Source organism: Pseudochryseolinea flava (assembly GCF_003286915.1).
GTDB classification, from domain to species: Bacteria; Bacteroidota; Bacteroidia; order Cytophagales; family Cyclobacteriaceae; genus Ohtaekwangia; species Ohtaekwangia flava.
Window position 1 is genome coordinate 1 of the sequence record NZ_QMFY01000027.1, and the last position, 24,036, is coordinate 24,036.

Annotated in this window: 25 protein-coding genes; 15 read left to right on the top strand and 10 right to left on the bottom strand. The window is 44.1% G+C overall.

Translation table 11 applies throughout. The annotated features are described in order from the left end of the window. Positions 1-216 precede the first annotated feature (216 nt). On the bottom strand, positions 217-810 hold the full coding sequence (locus DQQ10_RS26680) for a carboxymuconolactone decarboxylase family protein (protein ID WP_112750014.1): 594 nt from the start codon (positions 808-810) through the stop codon (positions 217-219). A gap of 4 nt (positions 811-814) precedes the next feature. Then, a complete protein-coding gene (locus tag DQQ10_RS26685) occupies positions 815-1,372 on the bottom strand; it encodes a peroxiredoxin (protein WP_112750015.1) in 558 nt (185 codons plus the stop codon). 131 nt (positions 1,373-1,503) lie between these two features. On the opposite strand from DQQ10_RS26685, the gene DQQ10_RS26690 reads away from it, so the two are divergent. The 8 genes from DQQ10_RS26690 (at position 1,504) to DQQ10_RS26725 (ending at position 8,936) form a co-directional block, all read left to right on the top strand. Then, positions 1,504-2,424, top strand: coding sequence for a hydrogen peroxide-inducible genes activator (locus tag DQQ10_RS26690; protein WP_112750016.1), 921 nt, complete (start codon positions 1,504-1,506; stop codon positions 2,422-2,424). Between the two features lie 277 nt (positions 2,425-2,701). Then, positions 2,702-3,241 carry an RNA polymerase sigma factor gene (locus DQQ10_RS26695; RefSeq protein WP_112750017.1) on the top strand — a complete coding sequence of 180 codons (540 nt, stop codon included), beginning with the start codon at positions 2,702-2,704 and terminating at the stop codon, positions 3,239-3,241. Positions 3,242-3,263: 22 nt separating this feature from the next. Further along, positions 3,264-4,037 (top strand): HEAT repeat domain-containing protein, encoded by a 774-nt coding sequence (locus DQQ10_RS26700; protein ID WP_112750018.1) that lies wholly within the window; start codon positions 3,264-3,266, stop codon positions 4,035-4,037. Positions 4,038-4,102: 65 nt separating this feature from the next. Continuing rightward, positions 4,103-4,873: a DUF4097 family beta strand repeat-containing protein gene (locus DQQ10_RS26705; RefSeq protein ID WP_133259779.1), complete on the top strand. Its 771-nt coding sequence runs from the start codon at positions 4,103-4,105 to the stop codon at positions 4,871-4,873. A 52-nt stretch (positions 4,874-4,925) separates the two neighbouring features. Next, the gene (locus DQQ10_RS26710; protein ID WP_112750020.1) at positions 4,926-5,666 is read left to right on the top strand and encodes a hypothetical protein; all 741 of its coding nucleotides are present in this window, start codon (positions 4,926-4,928) and stop codon (positions 5,664-5,666) included. 503 nt (positions 5,667-6,169) lie between these two features. Further along, a complete protein-coding gene (locus DQQ10_RS26715) occupies positions 6,170-6,937 on the top strand; it encodes an alpha/beta fold hydrolase (RefSeq protein ID WP_112750021.1) in 768 nt (255 codons plus the stop codon). Beyond that, positions 6,915-8,165, top strand: a complete 1,251-nt coding sequence (locus tag DQQ10_RS26720) for a sterol desaturase family protein (protein ID WP_112750022.1) — start codon at positions 6,915-6,917, stop codon at positions 8,163-8,165. Before DQQ10_RS26715 ends, DQQ10_RS26720 begins: the two co-directional genes overlap by 23 nt. A 204-nt stretch (positions 8,166-8,369) precedes the next feature. Continuing rightward, positions 8,370-8,936 carry an SET domain-containing protein gene (locus tag DQQ10_RS26725; protein WP_112750023.1) on the top strand — a complete coding sequence of 189 codons (567 nt, stop codon included), beginning with the start codon at positions 8,370-8,372 and terminating at the stop codon, positions 8,934-8,936. On the opposite strand, the gene DQQ10_RS26730 is transcribed toward DQQ10_RS26725, so the two are convergent. The 6 genes from DQQ10_RS26730 to DQQ10_RS26755 form a co-directional block, all read right to left on the bottom strand. Continuing rightward, on the bottom strand, positions 8,933-11,884 hold the full coding sequence (locus tag DQQ10_RS26730; RefSeq protein WP_112750024.1) for a tetratricopeptide repeat protein: 2,952 nt from the start codon (positions 11,882-11,884) through the stop codon (positions 8,933-8,935). The genes DQQ10_RS26725 and DQQ10_RS26730 overlap by 4 nt on opposite strands. 71 nt (positions 11,885-11,955) lie before the next feature. Beyond that, entirely contained in the window at positions 11,956-12,243 is a 288-nt protein-coding gene (gene gatC / locus DQQ10_RS26735) for an Asp-tRNA(Asn)/Glu-tRNA(Gln) amidotransferase subunit GatC (protein WP_112750025.1), read from the bottom strand. Next, a complete protein-coding gene (locus DQQ10_RS26740) occupies positions 12,215-12,967 on the bottom strand; it encodes a lysophospholipid acyltransferase family protein (RefSeq protein WP_112750026.1) in 753 nt (250 codons plus the stop codon). The genes gatC and DQQ10_RS26740 overlap by 29 nt, the downstream gene beginning before the upstream one ends. Positions 12,968-12,983: 16 nt before the next feature. Continuing rightward, positions 12,984-14,315, bottom strand: coding sequence for a M24 family metallopeptidase (locus DQQ10_RS26745; protein ID WP_112750027.1), 1,332 nt, complete (start codon positions 14,313-14,315; stop codon positions 12,984-12,986). Between the two features lie 7 nt (positions 14,316-14,322). Continuing rightward, positions 14,323-14,868, bottom strand: coding sequence for an acyl-CoA thioesterase (locus DQQ10_RS26750; protein WP_112750028.1), 546 nt, complete (start codon positions 14,866-14,868; stop codon positions 14,323-14,325). An 81-nt stretch (positions 14,869-14,949) separates the two neighbouring features. Next, positions 14,950-15,507, bottom strand: coding sequence for an NUDIX domain-containing protein (locus tag DQQ10_RS26755; protein ID WP_112750029.1), 558 nt, complete (start codon positions 15,505-15,507; stop codon positions 14,950-14,952). 162 nt (positions 15,508-15,669) lie between these two features. Here DQQ10_RS26755 and DQQ10_RS26760 point away from each other — a divergent pair, with 162 nt between their 5' ends. The 7 genes from DQQ10_RS26760 to DQQ10_RS26790 all read left to right on the top strand — a co-directional run bounded on the left by DQQ10_RS26760 (position 15,670) and on the right by DQQ10_RS26790 (position 21,790). After that, positions 15,670-16,275, top strand: coding sequence for a ribonuclease HII (locus tag DQQ10_RS26760; protein WP_112750030.1), 606 nt, complete (start codon positions 15,670-15,672; stop codon positions 16,273-16,275). A gap of 102 nt (positions 16,276-16,377) precedes the next feature. Continuing rightward, on the top strand, positions 16,378-17,148 hold the full coding sequence (locus tag DQQ10_RS26765; protein WP_112750031.1) for an NRDE family protein: 771 nt from the start codon (positions 16,378-16,380) through the stop codon (positions 17,146-17,148). Positions 17,149-17,156: 8 nt separating this feature from the next. Continuing rightward, positions 17,157-18,011 (top strand): alpha/beta hydrolase, encoded by an 855-nt coding sequence (locus DQQ10_RS26770; RefSeq protein ID WP_112750032.1) that lies wholly within the window; start codon positions 17,157-17,159, stop codon positions 18,009-18,011. A 219-nt stretch (positions 18,012-18,230) separates the two neighbouring features. Continuing rightward, on the top strand, positions 18,231-18,953 hold the full coding sequence (locus DQQ10_RS26775) for an ABC transporter ATP-binding protein (protein ID WP_112750033.1): 723 nt from the start codon (positions 18,231-18,233) through the stop codon (positions 18,951-18,953). 88 nt (positions 18,954-19,041) lie between these two features. Continuing rightward, positions 19,042-19,590 carry a cob(I)yrinic acid a,c-diamide adenosyltransferase gene (locus DQQ10_RS26780; RefSeq protein WP_112750034.1) on the top strand — a complete coding sequence of 183 codons (549 nt, stop codon included), beginning with the start codon at positions 19,042-19,044 and terminating at the stop codon, positions 19,588-19,590. Between the two features lie 500 nt (positions 19,591-20,090). Next, positions 20,091-21,155 carry a branched-chain amino acid aminotransferase gene (locus DQQ10_RS26785; RefSeq protein ID WP_112750035.1) on the top strand — a complete coding sequence of 355 codons (1,065 nt, stop codon included), beginning with the start codon at positions 20,091-20,093 and terminating at the stop codon, positions 21,153-21,155. Between the two features lie 92 nt (positions 21,156-21,247). Further along, a complete protein-coding gene (locus DQQ10_RS26790) occupies positions 21,248-21,790 on the top strand; it encodes a hypothetical protein (protein ID WP_112750036.1) in 543 nt (180 codons plus the stop codon). On the opposite strand, the gene DQQ10_RS26795 is transcribed toward DQQ10_RS26790, so the two are convergent. Both DQQ10_RS26795 and DQQ10_RS26800 read right to left on the bottom strand, forming a co-directional pair. Beyond that, the gene (locus tag DQQ10_RS26795) at positions 21,787-22,905 is read right to left on the bottom strand and encodes a PorP/SprF family type IX secretion system membrane protein (protein WP_112750037.1); all 1,119 of its coding nucleotides are present in this window, start codon (positions 22,903-22,905) and stop codon (positions 21,787-21,789) included. The genes DQQ10_RS26790 and DQQ10_RS26795 overlap by 4 nt on opposite strands. Before the next feature lie 7 nt (positions 22,906-22,912). Beyond that, the gene (locus tag DQQ10_RS26800) at positions 22,913-24,034 is read right to left on the bottom strand and encodes a T9SS type B sorting domain-containing protein (protein ID WP_112750038.1); all 1,122 of its coding nucleotides are present in this window, start codon (positions 24,032-24,034) and stop codon (positions 22,913-22,915) included. Between the last annotated feature and the right edge of the window lie 2 nt (positions 24,035-24,036).

Genomic DNA, 24,036 nt, shown 5'->3' on the forward strand with positions numbered 1-24,036 from the left:
CTTAAAGACTACTTTTGTTTTAGTACACACAAGCAAGATAACGACTTGCAACTAGAAGAGGACTCACGTTCTCTTCTTTTTTTTTATCCATACACAAAAGAAGAGGCTGCCCTTTTGAGACAGCCTCGTTTGTTTTTATCGCTTAAAGGAGAAATGCAAATACAAAAAAAGGGCCTCAACTTTCGTCGAGACCCTAAAACTATAACCAGACGTATCTTAATAGATAACTTTCGACAGGCTGGTAATAACAGCAGCTAACCGTACGGCTTCGAAAACGCGCTCTTCTTTCGCACCCAATTCGAGCAGCGACTTTTCGTGCGACGTCACACACATTTCACATCCATTTACGGCGCTCACAGCGAGACTCATCAGTTCAAAGAATTCCTTCCCTGTAACTGGTCTTGCCATAATGTTCATCTTAATGCGTGCAGGTATCTCGTTGTATTTGTCTTTGTTCATGAAGTGACGAAAACGATAGAACACGTTGTTCGCACTCAACAAAGATGCACAAGCGATTCCCTCTGCAATTTCTTCTACAGAAGCTCCTTCTTGCTGCGCATTATTTTTGAAGAACTCACGCAGAATGGTATTCCCCGCATTTGCAGCAAGAGAAATTCCCAACAATGCAATTTCTTTCTTCGTTAAATAATCACTCTCAAAAGAGTTCTTGAAGTTCAGTTTCAAATCAGCAAGGTAGCGTGACTTTCCTTCCTCCAGCGTATCGAGAGACTCCGTACGGAAATCTTTGTCGAGCTTCAGAAATTCAAGGAACTCTTGCGTAGATTCAGAATATGTCAGCGTAGCTTCCATGACACTATACTTTCAAAGTTTCTTTACCTTTTTCCCAGTTGCAAGGACAAAGCTCGTCAGTCTGTAACGCATCGAGCACACGGATAACTTCCTTCACATTGCGACCTACGTTAAGATCATAGATGCTCACCCAACGAACGATACCTGTTGGATCGATAATGAATGTAGCACGGTAAGCGATTTTTTCGTTTGGCTCAAGGATACCAAGATCTTCGGCAAGTGACTTCGACGTGTCAGCAAGCATTGGGAATTTAAGATCACGGAGATCGTTGTGGTTATTGCGCCATGCAAGGTGTACGAACTCAGAATCAGTAGAAGCACCGATCAAGTTAGCATTACGATCACGGAACTCACCGTAATTTTTATTGAACTCAGCAATTTCAGTCGGGCATACGAAAGTAAAATCCTTTGGCCACCAGAACATTACTGTCCAACGACCTTCATCATTGATAAAATCTTCAGAAGAAATGTCAAAAAACTCTTTTCCTTTTTCTAGTGATACAACAGCTGCCTTTTTGAAGGTTGGGAAAGGCTGGCCCACTGATAACAATCCTTTACTCATGATTTATGTAGTTGTTAAAATTTTTCGCGATGATACAAAAATATATTTGTCTTCGTTATAAATCACATCAATAATTCCTATGCTTATATTTACACCGTTTATTACACCGTTTTAACACTCAGCTCAATCGAATGAATCTACAACAACTGGAATATATCGTGGCGTTGGATATTCACCGAAACCACGTAAAGGCCGCGGAACATTGCCACGTCACGCAGCCCACGCTGAGCATGATGGTAAAGAAGTTGGAAGACGAACTCGGCGTCAAGATTTTCGAGAAGACGCAACCGCTCAAACCAACGGCTCCTGGAGAAATTGTTATCGCGCGCGCACGATTGATTTTACAGGAGGTCAGAAATCTAAAAGACTTTATTAAGAACGAAAAAGACTCCATCGAAGGTGAATATAGGCTAGCCGTAATCCCAACGTTAGCGCCGTACCTACTGCCGCGATTCTTAAATGAATTCCTTCAAAAACACCCTGGCACTTCTTTCACGGTGATGGAAATGCAAACCGAAGAGATTGTTCGCCAACTCAAGAACAATCGCATCGACCTCGCCATTCTCGTTACACCAATCGACGATAAAGAGATACGCGAAGTGCCCGTATTCTATGAACCGATACTACTTTATACATCAGAAAATCTGAAATACTTTCAGCAGGAGAAAGTCAGTCTAAAATCCCTCACACCTGAAAATCTTCTGCTGCTCGAAGAAGGCCACTGCTTTCGCGGACAAGTCATGAATCTATGTGCGACCAAAACCATGAAATCGAATAATCAATTGAACTATCAAAGTGGTTCATTCGAAACACTGAAAGCCATGGTCGATAACAATTACGGTTACACACTCATACCAGAACTCGCCGCAAGCAACAAGAACAAACACGTAAAACATTTTACTGCACCTGAGCCAGTTCGTGAAGTGAGTCTTGCTGTACACAGCGGCTTCATGAAAGAGCTCCTTCTTCAAAAATTGAGAGACGCCATACTGAAAGCAATACCAGCGCACTTTAAGAAGAATGATAAGTATGTAAGGTTGAGGTGGAATTAGTAGAAAGTTAAAGGTTGAAAGTTGAAAGCTTTGGGCGTTTCCCTCGAGGCTCGGGTCGCGCTTTCGCTACTCGCCAAGCCGCCCACATCCCATGTCGGGCTCAAACACGCGCTCAATCGCTAACGCAATATTCTCTTCCTTCCTCGGCATTTTTCTGCGAAACGTTATGACTTACAGCATTTATCTCGGCGTGGGAGCAGATTTTTTTAAATTAGTTTGTAACCTTTCCACTATCCGCCTGTAACCACTACAAACTTGACCAAAAAGCTTTAGCCTGATGACCGACGAAATAATCATGGAAGCCGTGAAAAACGGTGATCTTCAGCAGGTTTCTGTGCTTTTTGAGCGCTACCATAAACGAATTTTCAACTTCCTGGCGCGAATGACGACAGACCGCGAAGTTGCAGAAGACCTCACACAAAACGTCTTCCTTCGCATTATTAAGTATCGCACCAGCTATCGCGAAGGAAATTTATTCCAAGCGTGGATTTATCAAGTAGCGCGGAATGTATTTTCTGATCACTATCAATCGAAGAAAAACAAGTTCTCCGACTTTGTATCGGTTGACCGTGTCAGTGAAAGTATCGAGGATAAAGAAGAGTCAACAGATATGGAAGAAAAAGAGATCCTCTTGCAACGGTCGATGGCCCTGCTCTCCGAAGAGCAACGCGAGTTGTTGATCTTAACGCGCTTCCAACACTTGAAATACGAAGAAGTAGCAACGATCATGAATACAACGGTTGCCAACATCAAAGTAAAAGTTCATCGTGCCATCGGAAAATTACGCGAGCACTACTTTGAGCTTGAAAAAATATAAACGCTTCAAACGACTATTTGTCATGGAAAAAGAAAAATTAGAAAGCTTATTGATCGACTACATTGATGGAAACATCAGCGCTGCCGACAAAGCGTTGGTTGAAGCCGAACTGCTATCAAACCCTGAAGCAGTAAAACTACACCGCCAGCTAACAGAAGTAATCGGTATGATGAATGAATCTACCGCATACGAACCGAGTCAGAAACTAAAATCTTCGTTCGACGCCATGCTGGCAAATGAAAAAAAAACATCCTCTACAAAAGTTGTTTTCTTCTCGCCTGCATTCTATCGTATTGCCGCCGCTGTTACTTTACTAGTCGTCGGTGGTGGATTGGGATATTTCATTAGCAAGTACAATCAACAACAATCGGAACTCGCCGAAGCAAAACGATTGCTACAAGAAACGAAGCAAGAAATGATGGCGAAGCTCGACAACGAACATTCCGCAAGTCAACGATTACTCGGCGTGACGGTAGCCATTAAGAAAATCGAAAAAGCAGATCGCGAAATTCTCGGCGCCTTGATTAAAACGATGAACGACGATCCTAACACCAATGTACGCGTGGCGGCATTAGAAGCGCTTGGAAAATTTCATCAAGACCCGATGGTTCGCCGCGCACTGATCGACGCGTTATCCACCCAAAAAGATCCCATCGTTCAAATCGCGTTGATTCGAATATTGGTAGAGATGAACGAGAAAGGATCATTGCAAGAACTTGAAAAAATAACCAACGACGAAGAGATGCTCAAGGAAGTGAAAGACGAAGCACACGCCGGCATCCTCCGATTATCCTAAAGAAAAACTTAAGCATGCTATACATCACACACACACAAATTATTAAACACGTAAACACGACGACAATGAAAAAAATATGGGCAACATTAATCCTAGCAACGGCAACCTCAGGATTGATCTACGGACAAGAATATAAACTTGCTAAAACCACTGGCACACTTGCCATCAAAGAAGTGAATCATGTGACCATCGAAGGTACAACCGGAAATGAGATCATATTCGTCAATAAAAATCACAGCAACGAAAAAGACGAGCGCGCTGTTGGACTGAAAGCTGTAAGCGGCTACGGACTTGAAGACAATTCTGGCATTGGCTTGTCGATCGTTGACAAAAATGGTGTGGTTGAAGTACGTCAGTTAAAAAAGATGGACGGACCTGAGATCGTCATCAAAGTTCCAAAAGGTGTAACGGTTTCCTATTCGCACACATCACCTTATGGTAGCGACCTTGAAGTAAAAAACTTCGACGGCGAACTTGAGGTCTCTACACTCCATAATCGCGTGACGATTACCAATTCAACAGGTCCTATGACTGTAAAAACAGTTCATGGCGACATCGATGCGAAGCTTCCTGCTACCGTTAAAAATCCAGTGTCTATTGTTTCCGTTCACGGACATGTAGACGTAGCGTTGCCCGTTGCATTCAAAGCAAACTTGAAGTTGGGTACCGTGTACGGCGAACTCTACGTAGACCCTGACTTCAAAATTGATATGGATCGCAAAGAAGATGACATGGTTGTATACAACTCCAACGTTGTGGGTAAAATCAACGGCGGTGGTATTGACCTCAATCTTTCGTCAACGCACAACAACGTTTATCTGAGAAAAACTAAATAACCAATTTCGTCAGGGCATAAAATATCCTGACGAAATTAAAACGATCAAGGTCATGAAAAAATATACGTATCTCTTCGTGGTCATGTTGATCTCTATGGTTAGTGCATCCGCGCAAACTCAGATCAACAAATCCATCGCCATACAATCAGGACAAAAAATATCGTTTGTTTTTGATTACCCAGAAATGGTTCGCATCACTACATGGGACAAATCGGAAATCGCTATTCAAGGAACCGTAAGCATCAATGACGGCGAGAACGACAACGCTTTCGAACTTCAGACGAATACATCCGGGAACACCGTTGTTGTAAAGAATATCATCCGTGATTTTAAAAATCTTCCGCAGCGTATTACGGTCGTTCGCGATGGAAAAAAAATGGTATTTCACGATAAGGAAGCGTTAAAAAAATACCAAAGTGAAAACGGTAAAACATTCGAGAGTCAAAGCAGGGGCGTTGATTTTGAAATTATTCTTGAAATCAAAGTACCACGCAACGTAGAGACTACTGTTCAATCGACATACGGCATGGTAGAAGTTAAAGATTTTACCGGTCCCCTTACAGCCATTTCGACTTACGGCGGCGTTGACGCATCGGTAAAAGAAAAGTTGATGGGAGAACTTGTTGCCGAGACCAACTTTGGTCAAATCTATTCGAACTTGGACGTGAAGTTTATCGGCGAAAATTCTAAAGATGAGCATTTTCACACGCTGGTCTCTGCTAAACCGGGAACAGGTCCACGGTATGCCTTCGAATCAAAATACGGCAATGTGTATTTGAGAAAATCACCATAGCAGATTTTAATTGAGTTTACAGAATGCAGCAGAGGCTTCCAATATTTATGGGAGCCTCTCGCTTTTTGTATGGGATTAAAAAAATAAATGCAAAACATTTTGGAGATCCAACCTATAAATATACTTTTGTCTATAGAATTAGTAGATAATCAATAGCCCACCAGTGTTGATATCCTCTAAACGGCAAGAAGAAATCCGTCGTGTCGGCCAACGGCATGATGTTGATTGTTTTTTTTTGAAAAGAAAATCGACTTGCACGAATTATTAAAATCACGTGAAATCACTGGTGGACTCCTCTTTTCCTACCAGCACGATTTGTCATTGCCGCCAACATCGGGGCGATGAGAGATCATGATTTCTCTAGACAATATGGCTTCCGGTTGCGCCCGTCTTAAGGATCTTTTGGTGGAACTTCTTTAAGATAAGGCGCAAACGTGGCCACCAATGTTGATGCATGATTCAACATTGCTTTTAGTCAATTGAAAGCTTAAAATCTTTGCGCCATGTTCTTGAATAGAAAATTAATAACATCGCCTATTCAATTCGATTACCAGCCACTGCTTGACATTGGCTCGGGAGACGCGATCGTGTTGTTGCACGGACTTTTTGGTAATCTGAGCAATTGGACTTCTGTTGCCGAAGAATTCGGTAACCAATACCGTGTAATCATTCCGAGGCTTCCATTTTATTCGACACCGTTATCGAAAGAACGCCTTGATGATCTCGTTGTTTTTGTAACACAGTTTGTAGAACATCATCAACTCAACAATATCACGTTGATGGGCAATTCGCTCGGAGGACACGTTGCCTTGCTTTATGCATGGCGCGAACCGAAGCGTGTAAAAAAACTTATCCTCGCAGGAAGTTCGGGTCTTTTTGAGAATTCTTTTGGTGGTACGTTTCCGCGCATCAAAGACTACGACTACATCCGTGACAAAGTACGCAACACATTCTATCGCCAAGACGTCGTTACGAAAGAACTCGTTGACGAGGTGTACTCTACGGTTCAAACAAAAGCCAATACCTTAAGTCTATTAAGTCTTGCACGCGCAGCCCAGAAGAACAACTTATCACACATCCTGGATGAAATTACAACGCCTACCCTACTGGTCTGGGGATTACAAGATACAGTAACACCGCCGGAGACTGCCCTCGAGTTCTACAATGCGCTGCCAAACGCAGAAGTAATTTTTCTAGACCACTGCGGTCATGTACCGATGATGGAGCAACCAAAACTTTTTAATCAACATGTCAGAGCATTCTTGGAGTAGCACTCCGCTGAACTACGCTGCATTTGCAATACCCGCTTTTTTCATTTTCGTCGGGTTAGAATATTTCATCGCCACAAAACAAGGCCGCAAGTATCTCTTCAAATTCGACAGCTCGATTGCAAATTTTAGTATTGGCGTGGCAGAGCGACTACTCAATCTATTCCTTACGGCGAGTTTTTACGGTGTATTTTATTACGTCTATGAAAACTTCGCGATCTGGGCATTACCGAATACTTGGTGGATGTGGGGTATCCTCATTTTGTCCACTGACCTTGTTTGGTATTGGTATCACCGGCTTGGCCATGAAGTAAATCTTTTCTGGGGCGCGCATATTGTGCACCATCAGAGCGAGGAATTCAATTACTCGGTTTCTGCAAGAATAACAACATTACAAGCTATCGTGCGAAACGTATTTTGGGCACTGCTTCCATTGGCAGGTTTTCATCCATCGATGGTTATAGCGACCTTGATTATCCACGGTGCTTATTCCTTTTTTACGCATACCCAGATCGTTGGCAAACTTGGATGGCTCGAGCACATTTTCATTACACCGTCTCATCATCGCGTCCATCATGCTTCGAACGAAAAATATCTTGATAAAAACTATGGCGACCTTTTTGTTTTCTGGGATAAGATATTCGGAACATTTCAAACAGAAAAAGAAGAAGAGCATGGTGCCACAGTCTATGGATTAACACATCCCATCAAAAGTCATAGTTTCATTTGGCAACATTTCCATTACTACCTTGAAATGTTGTATGCGATAAGAAAAACACACGGCCTTAGAGCGAAATTTAAAATTATCTTTGGAAATCCGGAGGTACTCGATCAGAACATTCGTCCTAAACTGGAGCGAATATACCTTGCCTCGCGACAACAAGTGCGTGGTACATTGGCGTACAAACAGTATGTAACCGCGCAGTTCATATTCATTATTCTGCTGACATTCGTCTTCAGTCTGTTCTTCTCACATTTGACTGTTATCGACAAATTCTTTGGCGTGCTATTCACGATTGTGACGCTGATCAATTGTGGCGCGTTGCTTGAGCAACGAACATGGATGTATTACCTCGAGCACTTTCGGCTGCTGGTAATCTTTACCTACATAAGCCTACTGTTTGAACAGCCGGAGTGGCTTGTTTTATCGGGGCTCTTCAGTTTATTCCTGCTATCGCCGTTTTCATCGACAAAGCAATGGTACCTGACATTGCTATATGGGAAGCGATAAGCTTACGCATAGGTTGCCGAAAACGATAGTGAGGCCTTAACATCACAAAATTTACGTCTGGTTTGGGTTTGGTTAAGCGCGCTTCCACAAGGGAGTGCGCTTCCTTTTTTTCTATCCCTCTGCGTTCAGGCAGCTTTCTGTGGCAGGACTTTTTCGATAGCGTATTTTTATTCTATCTTCACGCGTTTTTTAAGAACAATTTACATGGCACTTTTAGAAAAATATCTCTTCGTTAAGAAATCAACGATCCCAAATTCAGGTAAGGGGCTTTTCACCAAGAAAGCGATCGCGAAAGGAACCCGTATTGTGGAATACAAGGGAAAAAAATCCGCATGGAAAGATGTTGCAGATGAAGATGGTAAGAACGGCTATATATTCTATGTGAATCGTAACCACGTTATTAATGCCCTTCCTACAAAAAATGCACTCGCGCGTTACGCTAACGATGCCCGTGGCCTTGTAAAGATCAAAGGGATTAACAATAACTGCGATTATGTTACAGATGGGTTAATTCCGTATATCGAGTCAAAGAAAGATATTCCGGCAGGTGCTGAAATCTTCGTTGACTACGGAAAAGATTATTGGAAGGTAATCCGCGAAAATATCAAACTCTGGAAACAGGAAGCCAAAGACGCTGAGAAAGAAGCAAAGAAAAAGAAGGCTACTAAATCAACGTCGAAGAAAAGCAAGAATGGCCACAAGAATGGAAAATCTTTAAACGGAAAATCTGTTGCTGGTCGTAAGGCAAAAACAAAACGCGCTAAGGCTTAATAGTCCTTAGCGCTTTCTATTTCTACAATCGTTTCTGCTGCGGTCGCGGCAAACTCATCGAATCCCATGCGTATAGCCTCCGCGTGATACGCCCTCAACAATTTCAGCGAGCGCTTGTTCACTTGAACCGCCTCCGCGAGAATATTATAAGGCTTTAAACTCTTCGCATCCTTTTTCCTGTAAAATGCTGCCGCGGCTTCAAGACCTTCTACGAAGAATGGGTTGTAGCTAGCCAGGATATCATAATTTCTTGTCGCCGTTGCTAGGTCACCGCTCTGTTCACTAAGCAGTGCTGTGTACCAAACTTTCTGCAAGAAACGAGTCGGTCCGAAATGTATGTCTTTATTGATTTGCGTTGCCAAAGAGCGCAACTCACCACGCGACGCCAACATCTCAAGTTCAAAGTGGCGAACGTTGTTGTACAAATTCGAATCTGTCAACGAGAGACCTGCTATGCGCTGATAGTAACGGATAGCTTTCACCACTTTCCCTTCGTCAAACAAACGCTTGCTGACATCGAGCAATGCCTGTGCTTTATAGTTCGCATTTGTAAAACCGTTTAACAGGCGTTCCGTGGTAACGGAATCATCATTTGTGACGCGGTAACGATTGAATTGATAGAGGTCTGAATCGCTAAGCCCGGCGAGTTGGTCTGACCGCAGCGTAAGTATGCGCCTCATGTTAGTCGCAATGCGCTGCGCAGACAAATCACCAGCTACCAAGATGGAATCCCAAGCAACAAGTGCTTCCGAAGTTCTGCGCGCCTCCGTTAATGCGATGGCGTAGTACAGTCGACCATTTTTGTAGTTGTAGAAGTTAGCATAATCAAAGTACTCGGCTGCAAGCTCCGGCGTTTGCTGTTCTAAGGCCCACAACCCCATGATATAATTAAACTTCCCTTGGTAGGCCTGACTTCGATAAACGAGCTCAGCAAGGATTTCTAGCGCCTTACGCACATTGCCTTGATGATAAAACGCGTAGGCAAGAGAAGCTTTCAGCGCTTCACTAAAATCAGCGTTCAACGAATCCGACGCAATGGCAAACGCATCGCGTGTGAATGTCGTATCTAGCGTTGTTGCGTTGTGGATAATATAATTATTCAGTAACGTCGCTTCTTGAAGACTCATCGGTTGCTTGACCAGCGGATCCGATACGACATTTACCCGTTGCCCAAGCAAACTTCCAAGAGCAAGTGAATTCGCCTTCACGCCAGCATCATCGGTATCGAAAATCTTCAACGTCGAGTCGGTATCGATGGGGAGTACCTTCGTTGCTGCCAGCGCAAGGAAGTTAAGTTCTGCCGTCGTCTTCGTTAACGATATTTCACGGGCATCGCTGAGATAGAATAGCGCCGAATCAACACCACCGTATTTGATATACGCGTATCCTAAATTCACGGCAGCCGCATCAACTTGTTCCTTCGACGCAAGAATTCTCCGATAAGCACGAATAGCCTCTTTGTATTCCAGTTCCCAGAGATACGTGTTCGCATAGTTTAAGATCGAGTAACTCGTAGGACGTTTCAGGTTAGCGGATTCATAGAAATCTTGCGCATCGCGAAATCTAAATTGCGACATCGCCGCGTTTGCAAGGCTGTAATTCGCACGATGGTTTAAGACGCTTTGACTCTTCGATTTTTTATACAAACCTTCTGCATATTCCGGATCATTTTCCATCGCATGGAGATCACCCGACATATTATAAAATGCCGCCGTGGCATCGCTAACATAACCTTGCCAGAAAGACACAAAGAAAAATGCAAGCATCGTGATGGTTCCGGCTAAGCGGTATGTAAAATAAGGCATCCGTTGTGGACGGTATAAGTGTTCGGCTATAGATCGATTCTCCCCTAGCGTTTGAATGAAATTTGCGATAACATAAATCATGAATATCAAACCGTATCCGGTGTGACTGTAAATGATTGTATGACGAATTACACGTATCGCAGGATCATTATCGTTCGCGACGAGTTGTCCGGTGGTGATCAAACATATCGCACCCAACGCGAGGAAGAAGAATGCGCCGAGGGGATAAAATGGAAAAATGTTTTCATACAGCACTTCACGGTCTTTGTACCCCCAGATGCCGATAACCGCTGCCAATGTCAACAGGAAGTAAGCGTTGATGTAGACAAAGTCCCATTGTATCGTACCCACTTCATGCAGCGCCGTAATGAGGAGATTGAGGAAGTATACAAAGCAAATGATCGCCACGTGACGAAGATTTTTCGAAGATCCCTGCCCTGCGGCCTTGATCAAAAAAGCGAAGACTTCATGCGCCGTCATGATGATGAATAACAACGAGAGCACCAACGCCGGCACATATCCCGTAACAGCCAAATACGCCATCGGATTCTCGACCACCGAAAGAAATGTGATTACGATCGCTACCATAGCTGTTAAAAGCGCAAATGAGGCTAGCCGAATTGGAAACGTTGTTGAAGGGCGAAAGCGGTTAAAGTAAAATGCAAGCAACAGATAACAGCCAAGAATCACGGATGGGACAACCTGGTCGTAACGTCCCATAATACCAAGGACTTCGAAACGCATCCCAATCAGGAAAAGAATGACAGCCGTCATCCCTGCAAAGAACCAAAAACCATCGAGTGATGAAATCACCGTGATCAGCACAATGGCACTGATCACCAATACAACCAAGAAAATATAGTAGGCTGTGATGTTTGGTTTGAGATCGCTACCATTGAGATGTTCTAGAATTACATAACTATCCGCTGGCACATCGAGTGACAAGGGTCCAAGTCGAAAACTGTGTACTGTTGTTTCAATTATTTTTTGCTCTTGCAACTTATCCCAATGCATTACATTGTCTGGCCCTTTTGCATAGGCAAACCACAAGTAGCCGATGGATAACGTCAGCAAGATTGCAAGCGCAACCCACGTGTAGCGATAATCTTTAATCCAAAGTTTCCAGAAAAAAAGCGGTGACATAGCGGGAGATTTAAAAAAACAACCCGGTAGTATCAACGACCGGGTTCATGGTATTCGTATTCAAGTACAGTTTATTCAAGGACTTTCGGTACGCGGAAGTACACATCATCTTTCTTCGGTGCATTCAGCAGGGCAGCCTCGTGATCAAGGTGAGGTTTCACTTCATCTTCGCGAAGCATGTTGATCTCATGACTCATGGTGGTTAACGGTTCAACACCATCGGTATTCACTTCTTTCAATTTTTCCACCCAGTCGACAATCGCGGTCATATCTTTCATCATTTTTTCTGCGTCTTTTTCGTCGAACTCTAGACGAGAAAGGTGCGCAATTTTATCCAACAAGGTGCGGTCTATTTTCATGACTTAGATGTCTTTGCAATTCTGTGTGAATGATTTCAAATACTTGTGCTTTGAGCGTTGCGACCTGATCGAGCGTCATTCCTTTTGTTTGAATGGGCTCATGAAAGATTACTTTCATAGGATGCCAACGCAGCAGAAATTCATCCGGGGGCAAAATTATCCAATTATGGGGAATGGTCACAGGTACGATTGGAATTTGTTTCTCTATCGCCATCCTGAATGCGCCATCCTTAAAACGCGCCAAAACAGGATCTTTTTCGGTAATGATCCCGCCCTCTGGAAAAATGACTAAGCTTTTTCCATCGTCGATTGCCGCTAGCGAACGCTTCACCGTCGTAGCCCGACTCTTCAACTTCGATCGATCAACCGTAATATGAAGTTTTCGATACATATACCCGAACAACGGAATATTCTCGTAATCATTTTTTCCTACAAAAATGGTATTGTGATGATTCAACCCCATTGTTGGAATATCGATGTATGAAAAATGATTGGGACAAAAAATATAGGACTGCTTGCGTTTTAATTTCTCCCGATATTCAACGCGAAAAGGAAGGAACACCAACGTAAACACGGTGCGGGCCCACCATCGATTCACAACGCCAACGAGCCGAAATGCCCTGGGAAAAATGATCGGAACGAGCAGTATTGGAAACGCGATAAAAAAGGTGATGACAAAAATCCCAAAACCGTAGTATGTATGAATGGTCCGAACGAAACGCATAGCCGAAGATAACGAATCAAGGTTTAATGTATTTGGCCGGTCGCGGGATGATTATCAATTCCGTTTGTCGCCCGTCTAAATATCGGAAGCCCTTGGTTTCATCAAATACACCGTCTTCTTCTAACTTAATTTGAATTTCTTTTTTCCACTCGATAACATAAACGGTAACATTAAGTTCAATTGAATAAGCGGTGTTATAGTGCATAATGTAGTCGCCTTGAAAGGGCACTCCATTTTGTTGATCCCACATACCGATCGTTGTTCCCGCTGCGTGGCCGTGGTAGCCAATCGGGTGCGTATAAATCGATGGTGTTAAACCTTGATCAACAGCTTGCTTACGCGATGCCGCTAAAATTTCATTGCCTGTTTTACCTGCACCAAAATTCCGGATGAGAATGTCTTGCAATTTATTTCCCCTTGCTAACGCGCGCTTCAGATAATCGGGCGCATCCGTTTCTTCAGGCTTTAAAATATAGGCATGTTGCTGGGTGTCGGTATTCAATCGCAAATAGCTAATACCGAAATCGACGTGGAGTAAATCGCCAGGAAGAATTACCACGGGCTGCGGTCGTTTTATAAAAATCAAATCCGCTTCATTACGTTGAATTGAAACCGACGGATGAAACCACGTGTCGAGTTTCAGTTCTTTGATTCGTTCACGATACCACCAAACAAGATCGTCTGTAGTCGTAATTCCTGGATGGATCACTTTTTCTGAAAACCCTTCTTGGATAATGTCGTGCGCGAGGCGACATATTTGCGGATAGATCGTCAATTCTCTATCGCTTCTTGTTTCTAGCCACGCCACTGCCAATGATTGTGCACTGACAATATTCGGATGAAACTTCTTGTTGACATGCTTCAGTATATTATCATAATCCGTTGCTGATATTCCATCGGCCAAACCAAAGTGTTCCGACTTGTTGACGCCGATCTTCTTTGGACTTTTATCTTCGATAATTTTGGCCAGTTGCTTCCATTGGTCGGGTTCGTGATCGGGATCCCAGGCCCTTTGAAAAATCTTCCCAACATCATATCGAGAAACAGCGAGGTATTCCATCGGTTCAGCACCATGATCGATGACCACCAACATTGTTGTTCTGCGCGCAGCCATCCATGTAGCAGGTAACATCGTTTCGATTACAGGATCTTCGTTGTACTCGCGTGAGACAATCACCCACATATCAATTCCCTCGCGACGCATCAACAAAGGAAGAAGGTGCTTCAGTCGATCGTCGAGAATTTCATCCATCAGTTTCGCTTGGTCGCGTTGTGATAAAATCTCCTGGGTTTGCGCTAAGGAGGGTATTGTCGCAACAAGGATGAGGGCAATTAAAATTCTTTTCATAGCGGTGTTAGGCAATAATGCATCGTTCTTTCTTGAGGATTTCTTTCGCCTGGCTAATCTCAATATTCGACAGTGCATCATCCATTTGCTCTTTGATCTTAGCCTTGATATCCTTCATGCGCATCGCCTCAATAAAGCGCTTGATGTCTTCCGCATTTTCAAGAATCAGTTTAGGAACTGTCGTGGGTTTATCATCTTCACCTTTCGCCACCATCGTAAAATAAGATGAATTGGTGTGCTTCACCGTACCTTTTTTTACATTCTGCGCCTCGACACGAATCCCCACGATGAGCGACGAGTTGCCAACGTAATTCACGGAGGCGTGAAGCGATACGAGTTCTCCTACTTCTACGGGCTGAAGAAATTCAACTTTGTCGACCGTAACGGTGACGCAATATGTTCCGGCGTGTTTGGCGGCGCATGCGTACGCTACCTTGTCCATCAGCGACAAAAGAATACCACCGTGGATTTTTCCACCGAAGTTTGCATACGATGGGATCATCAATTCGGTAATCGTGGTCTGCGATAGCTTGACAGGTTTGGCTTCGATCATGGGTTCCTTTCTGAAAAGATAAAAAAAAAATATGAACTGGTTGGGTAAGTTTTATTTCAACACCGAATCAACCTAAACGACTTAAATTTTTCGCATGCGTGCCAACGCTTGTAAGGCAATGACGCTGAGGCTATCGGTAATTTCACCACGATCGACCATGGCCACGGCATCCTTCAAGGGGAGCTTCATCACCTTCATATCCGCTTCTGTTTCTTCGAACTCCACTTCGCCATGTTCCAGGTCTTGTGCCAAAAACAAAAAGCCCTCTTCGTCGGATACTGAATTGGAAAGATGAACACGTGCAATTTGCGTCCATCGCTTTGCTGTGAGGCCTGTTTCTTCCTTCAGCTCTCTTTTCGCGCACGCCAGCGGTTCCTCCTCGAATGGGCCACCTCCCTCGGGAATTTCCCACGACCATTCACTTAGTGTGTAGCGAAATTGTCCAACCAACCAGGTATTATCATCCTCGTCCAACGCAATAATACCAATCGCCTTATTCTTAAAATGTACTTTCCCGTAAATTCCTTTTCCGCCCGCAGGATTAAGCACTTGATACTCCGTTACATTGATCCAACGATTATCATATTTACTTTCACCCGACAAGGTGGTCCAGGGATTTTTAATCACTTCTTTCGACATATTTCTTCCTGCTAAACAATCGACTTAGACGTTATCTTTGGCTTTGTAACACATTGTCTGTGAACACCAACCGAATACTGCACAGCGCAGCTGATAAACAATTTCAAAGCTATCGATTTCTTTTTTGTCTCGAATGAAAATCAAGCTTAAGTTTGTAAATCTATGTTGCGTTCATCGTACTCCAAGGAACATGTTGAAGCAGGTTGTGACGAAGCCGGGCGAGGTTGCCTTGCGGGCCCCGTCGTTGCCGCGGCAGTAGTACTTCCCAAAAAGTATAAGCACAAACTCCTCAACGATTCCAAACAACTTACGCGACAAGAACGTGAGACGCTACGCTTCGACATTGAACGTGACGCCATGGCTTGGGCTGTAGCGGAAGTCGACCACGAAGAAATCGATCGCATCAATATTTTAAATGCTTCGTTTTTAGCGATGCATAAAGCCATTGATCAATTGAGTGTACGCCCCTCCCTGCTACTCATCGATGGCAATCGCTTTAAACAATATCCCGACATCAATCATCAGTGCATCATTAAAGGCGATGGAAAATTTCTCTCCATTGCAGCGGCATCGATTCTAGCCAAAACGTATCGCGACGATATGATGCAAAACCTCGCACAACAATACCCCGGCTATTTCTGGGAAACCAACGTCGGATACCCAACGCAAGCACACCGCGAAGGAATTAAACAACTTGGCATTACGCCGTTTCATCGAAAATCGTTTACCTTACTGCCGGATCAGCTCGAATTGTTTGAAGAACAGTGAGGAAGCTGAAAGCAGAAAGCCTAAAGCTGAAAGAGGAACGTTGCGCACCTTATGCTGGGAAATCAACTTGGTATTCTTCGGATGAGCTAACACAAAACCACCATGTGTCTTATTTTCATATCGCTTAAAGCACATCCTACTTACAAACTTATCGTGGCAGCGAATCGCGATGAGTTCTACAATCGAAAAACGGAAGCTGCACATTTTTGGAAAGATCATCCACAGATACTCGGCGGTCGTGATCTCGAAGCCAATGGAACGTGGATGGCCATGGCAAAGGATGGTAAAATTAGCATGCTTACCAACTATCGCGATCCGCAAAATATAAATCCCGCAGCACCTTCGCGTGGTATGCTCGTGTCGGATTATCTCATCGAAAAGACAACAGCAGAAAATTATATTAATACCATTGCCGTCAACGGAAAAGCCTATAACGGATTTAATTTGATTGTCGGAAACCCTGAAGCCCTTTGGTACTATTCGAATTACCGCGATGGCGTGTCCAAAATTTCGGAAGGTCTTCACGGATTGAGCAATCACTTACTTGATTCGCCTTGGCCGAAAGTGCTTCGCGGAAACAAAAAGTTTAAAGAAACATTGTCGCAGCCAATAATCACGCCAGCGTCGCTCTTCGACATTTTGTACGACGAGCAGCTTGCGCCAGACACCGAACTGCCGCAAACCGGATTACCGCTCGATCGTGAGCGCGCATTATCTTCCATGTTCATTAAAACCGACAACTATGGGTCGCGCTGCAGTACCGTCGTATTGGTCGATCAACATGATCATGTTATCTTTAGTGAGCGCATCTACGACTTAAAAACTTTCGATCACAGTACACAAACTTTTGAATTCGATATCGCGAAGCGCTAAATAAGCTGATGAATAAAAAAGATAAGACACCGTTTCTATTAAAATTCGTACGCTGGTTCTTTCCCAAGCTGGAACGCGTAGCGCCACCGTTGGCACATCGCTACTTCCGAAAAATATTCTTCTCTCCTTTGCGTTATCCTGTTCCGGAAAAAGAACGCCAGGCGGAAAATTTCGCGAAGCCTTTTTCCTTAAATGTTGAAGGAAAAAACATTCACGGATATCGCTGGGGCGAATCGAAATCTTATGTGCTCTGTATTCATGGATGGGCAGGGCGCGGAACGCAATTCAGGCGATTCATCAAGCCGTTACAGGCAGCAGGGCTCAGTGTCGTCGCTTTCGACGGACCAGCACATGGAAAATCGGATGGATCTAAAACACAGATTCTTGAATTCGAGCTAGTCTTGAAACAAATTCTCGCGCAGGAAGGTATGCCAGTGGGCGTGATTTGTCACTCCTTCGGTGGAGGTGCGGCATTATTTGCTACCATGAACGGGCTTGAGTTTAAAAGGATCGTAAACATTGGTTCGCCAACGATTGGTGATGAGATCATCAAAACTTACTTGCGAAATATCAATGGTTCGTGGTCAACAGGAGAACACTTCAAGACCTACATGCAAAAAACATATGGAAGACCCTTCGATGAATTTACAGCAATGTACTTTGTCAAACATCTTCCTCATCACGTTGACTTATTGCTCATCCACGATGAAGATGATCGTGAGGTAACGATTAAACATGCTGAAGCACTTATCCAAATTTATCCCAGTGCGCACCTCATGCGAACGAAAGGGCTCGGTCATACACGAATTTTGAAGGACGACGCCGTGATCCAAGCCGCGGTTGAATTTGTACTGCATCCCTGATCTTTATTGCAACAGGCGTGACATATATTGCGTGGTTTGTAACTTTTTGTCATACGAGACGTCAAGGAACAGAAATTAAGCGCCATTCATGCTAACAAATTAACCGGTTGTTTAAACTTGACAGTATGAAGGCGTGCGTGCCTGAACATTGCCAGAAAACTTTTTAACTTTCACCCTCATCCCTGTAATTAGACCGTTAAATCCGATACTAATTGAGCCATGAAAATCATAGAAACACACCACATTTCGCGAATGTATAAGATGGGCGACAACATTGTGAACGCCCTGCAAGACATTTCAATTTCGATCGATAAAGGAGAATATGTGGCTTTTATGGGACCATCAGGATCGGGTAAATCGACACTGATGAACATCGTCGGATGTCTCGATACGCCTACTTCTGGCACGTATAGCCTTAACAATCACTTGGTGAGTGAGATGACTGAAAATGAACTCGCCGAGGTTAGAAATAAAGAAATTGGATTCGTGTTTCAAACCTTCAACCTGCTTCCTCGGGCTACTGCACTTGAGAACGTAGCCCTTCCATTAATTTATGCCGGTTATTCTAAATCTGACCGCGAAGAAATGGCGATGGAAGCGTTGAAGAATGTTGACCTTGCTACACGTCATCACCACAAACCAAACGAACTTTCCGGCGGACAACGTCAACGTGTGGCGATTGCGCGCGCGCTGGTAAACAACCCGTCTATCATACTCGCCGATGAACCTACCGGTAACTTGGATAGTAAAACATCGTACGACATCATGGCGCTGTTTCAAGAATTGCACGACAAGGGTAATACCATCATCATGGTAACGCACGAAGACGATATCGCGCACTATTCGCATCGCATTATCCGCCTTCGCGATGGACTGATCGAATGGGATCGTAAGAATGAAAATGTATCTCGCGGAAGACCGTTAGTAGAAACAAAAGCGTGAGCGAAAGTTTAAAGTGTAAGGTTAAAAGTCTAAAGTTTGAATGCATTTAACTCGAACACTCACGTCAACACCTCAACACGTCCCCAATATGAAGATCTATACCAAAACCGGCGACCAAGGCACTACCGGACTCTTCGGGGGAAAGCGTGTTCCGAAAGACGACCTGCGCATCGAAACGTACGGTACCATCGACGAGCTGAACTCGTGGATCGGTTTGCTTCGTGATCAACCTGTAAATCAATCGCGCGAAGAAATTCTACTCCATATTCAAGATCGTTTGTTCACGATCGGATCAATACTTGCTACCGAACCTGGAAACACGAAAGTCAAAATTCCAGCCCTTATAGAAGACGATATCACAACTTTAGAACAAGCTATTGACGGCATGGATGCTTTGCTCCCGCCGATGCGCTTTTTTGTTCTTCCGGGCGGCCATGTCAGCGTGTCCAACGGCCACATTGCACGTACGGTATGCCGACGCGCCGAGCGTCTTACCATTTCACTATCGCGCCAAGCGGAAGTGCTTCCCATCGTGATTAAATACCTTAACCGTCTTTCCGATTACATATTTGTGCTTTGCCGTAAAATGGCGCATGAATTAAATGCCCCTGAGGCGCCTTGGAAACCGAAAATGTAGGAAGAAAGCAGAAAGCTGAAAGCTATTTATTAGTGTCCGGAAAAATATTTTCATAGCGGCCCAAAAACCCGGATCGCACTTACCCTTATCAACTTTTTGAATGTTCTACTGAGTCCTCTGATTCGTTCATGCATCAGCCTCTTCTTACTGTTCTTTTTGCGTCCCCAAATAGAAAAGTAACAAAAGAAAAAGGGGAAACTTAAACATGCTGCCCATCGCACATGCCGGGGCTCCCCCGCGTTTAAGTTGGGCCGCCGCGCACACGCGCAATTAAATTGATTTTTTTAAGGACAAACCCCTGTTTTTTACGCACTTCAAAAACCATCGATTAGTGATTAAAAACGCGGGTTATTACCAAACTAAAAATTCCAGGGCACTAGTAGCTAAAGCTCAAAGCTGAAAGTGGTTAGGCTTTTGTTATCGGCATCTCCAAAAATTCCACTAACGTATGTTAGCCGTTCCGTTTTTTTAGATACCTTTACGGAACTCATTAACCGAAAATGGTCGACACTATCAAGATAACCCTGGAAGGGGTTACGGAGTCGCGTTTGCCACAAACCGATTTCAATAATCTTCCTTTTGGTAAAGTTTATACTGACCACATGTTCATGGCCGATTATCGCGATGGACAATGGAAGAACTTCCGGATCGTTCCTTACGGACATATGCTGGTAAGCCCTGCTACGCCAGCCATCCATTACGGGCAATCCATCTTCGAAGGCATGAAGGCGTATCTCGGCACGAATGGTGAAGTACTCATCTTCAGGCCGCATGACAATCTTCAACGACTGAATCTCTCCGCCGATCGGATGTGTATGCCACCCGTTCCTGAGGAGATTTTTATGGAAGGCCTTCGTGAACTCTTGCATGTCGATAAAGCTTGGATTCCTTCAGCACCGGGTAGCTCTCTGTACATTCGTCCCTTTGTATTTTCAGCTGATGAATACATTGGGATTCGTCCATCGCAGGATTTTACGTTCATGATCATCATGAGTCCTGTTGGCGCGTATTATTCTAATCCCGTAAAAGTTAAGATCGAAACACATTATACACGCGCCGTAGCCGGTGGAACGGGTTATGCAAAAGCTGGTGGCAACTACGGTGGCGCCATCTATCCGACGAAGCTCGCCGCGCAAGAAGGTTTTCATCAACTCATCTGGACCGATGGTGTGAAACATGAATACATCGAAGAATCAGGCACAATGAACGTGATGTTTGTCTTCAACGACACCCTGGTGACGCCAGCGTTAAGCGATTCTATCCTCGCCGGCATTACCCGCGACAGTATTGTTAAACTTGCACAGAGCTGGGGAATGAAAGTTGAAGAGCGAAAAGTATCGGTAAAGGAGATCGTAGCGCACCTCACACAAGGAACATTACAAGAAGCATTTGGCGTGGGTACCGCAGCGACTATCGCCAATATTGAAGCAATAGGTTACGAAGGAAACTTATACACGCTCCCGCCGGTGGAGCAACGTGTTATCGCACATAAAATTTATCAAGAATTGGATGCAATCAAACGAGGCACACAGCCAGACCGATTTGGGTGGATCATGAAACTGTGAAACTGTAAACCTTCGATTCGCGTCTAACAAGGTTGGTTGGCGGGCATGCATTTGTCCGCCAACTTTTTTTTGAGTTCGTGCATCTACTCCTCATGAAGAATACGTTACTCCTGTCATTATCCTTATTCGTGTGCATCACATGTTTCGCGCAACAACAAGTGGTGATCATCCGAAAACAAAATGTTGTCAAGCGATTTGAACCGGGAGATTTGATCAGATACTCTTTATCCGATCGCAAGCAGTTCAGACTTGAACGGATTGTCGAACTCACCGACACGACCATCATCACGAATAACGACACGGTTCCCTACTACAAAATCATGCTTGTGGATATCGGCGCGCAACGCAAAATTACGATACGGGAAATAGGCTTCAACGCGATACTTGCAGGCCTACTCCTGCCATTGGCGGATATGATCAATGTTGGTATTGTACAAGATGAAAAATATGAGTTCAGTCGCGGTGTTGGTATTACATCGGCTACACTCATTACTGTTGGCGCACTTATGTACATCCTCGATAGGCCTTATTTCAAGCTAGGCCATAGAAATAGAATTCGTATTGTGGACCGCGACTCTCCGTTATTTTTCAGAAGTAAGCCCGTCCACCGAATGTTTGATGTTCCTAGCAACTAGCGTCTTCGTTTCGATGGCCCCTTTCTTCCTTTCGAACCAGGTTTCTTCATCGAACTTCCTTTAGATTTCACGCCAAGTTTTTTAATGTTCTGATAGCGGTTGTTCGGCGAATAAGGCGCTAGTTTTTTCTGGCGCTTATGCAACTGTTTTGGACTCTTACCACTTCTACTCGCACCAAACGAACCCACGGTCTTACGACGGTAGGACACCGCTGATTTATAATCGGCCCGGAAACGCTCTTTGTAACTTTCGTCGTTGAAGTCAAAACGAATGGTGATCTCATTGGCGGCACCGACAAATCCGCCTACATTACCCATAATCGTTTCATAAGAGTAGCCGAGTAGAATGTATTTGGAAGGACGTACGGCCAGTGTGCCACTCGCTACACCACCTGTACGCCAAGAACCGCCCAAAGTAATGAGGTTATTGTAGGTGTAGAAAAGACCGGCATCAACCGTGTTGTTCACGTTTGATAGTTTACGATATGCTACATAAGGTTCAAGCAAATCTTCACCACCGCGTATGGGAATCAAGCCTTGAATAAAACTAGAATAGTAATTCGATAACGATGCTTCTTCTTTTAGCCATGTCGACGACAATCTGTTGGCAGCAATACCCGCTTTCACAAACCGATTTTGATAGTGAATTCCAAAGGAATAATCGTAGTGATTAATCTTCCCTTGCGTGATGGCAACGTACTCTGGATCTTCTATGCTTCCAATAGGGGCACCGTTGGTTCCGATCGAATTATATTCGCCGGCAACACCCATCGAGAGGCTTGTAAACTTGTTGAATTTTAAATGATACGCGAACGCCATCGATGCATAGGTATTCCTTAAAAACGTAACATCTTCTTGAAAAACATTTGCTCCGAGACCAAAGCGATGGTTGGCTAGCGGCGTATGCAAACTGATAAAGTAGTTTGTTGGCGCACCAGCAACACCACTATAATTCTTGCGGTAAGATGCCGTTACCGATCCATGCGTATGACCTGCAATAGCAGGATTGTACATGAATGAATTCGTTAACTTTTGACTGAACAGCGGAATATCCTGTGCTTGCAACGTTGCACAGAAGAGTATCAGTATTCCTTGGAGAAGTAGAAGTTTCTTCATAAGCAGCTTAGTTAACTTTGAGAACTGTTACCATTTGCGACTTCGTGTTCATGCCCGACTCTGGATCGCCGTACTCGACTACGCAGATATAACCGCCAGGGCTTAGTGTCTTGAAATCAAATCCATCTGGATTTAGATACGGAGGTCCATAGTTTGTAAAGTTGTTCCACTCGTGAACTTTCCCACCCCACCGATCTAACAACGTTACTTTGTTAACCATAAATTTCTCAATGTTGTCGATCACGAGGTAATCATTAGGATCACCCGTTGAAAAAGGTGTAATAATATCATGAATCACCAATTCAACTTCGCGGCTGCCACCAACGGTTACGATTGGCTTTGTAACGGAGCGTCTACTCGTAATTTCAGCGCCGTTGATGACGCTCAATAAATTCTCGACATGCGTTCCTGGCGCATCCGCTTGAACAACGACAGGTGCTAAATCTGGATTCGCCATAACAACACCGTTTGTCGCGAGTGTAACTTTCGAATCGAGGCCTGCTAGATTCGCCGTTGTGATTTCCCAATATCGTGTTACATCAACTTCACCAATGTTCCCCGTGGGATCAAATAAAAAGCCACCATCTTCGCCGAACACTTGCATGGCGACTTCATCAGTACCATTCCCATCTAGGTAGGCTGGCGCAAATCCTATTGATTCTGTTCCTATCGGGAAAAAATTTCTTCCGCTATGCAATACATAAAATTTGCCGTCTACATAGGAATCGTCAAATCTGCCCGCTTCGTCTCCATGGATATTTTCACGAACACCGGTATACAAAATTTTTCCACTACTGCCTGGCATCAGAAGTCCTGTGTTGAAATAGATCTGTTCCTTGAGGGTGAGTGTACCGTTCGCTATCGTGTTTGTGCCAGAGACAAGATTAAGACTCTGCACAACAAGATTTCCGCCAATAGTTTGATCGATCGTATTGGGCTGCAACGTAATTCGAAGATTGGCATTCGCGAAATCATAGGTGCTGCCGTTGCTTACATTTCCTTTTACCGCAGCAACGATCTCGGTACCATCTGATGCCACAATCGCTGTACCGTTGGCAATGGTTATTTGTGCCGATACCTTTGCTGCGAGGAGCAAACAAAAGCTAATAACGCTGAACTTGGTCATCATAC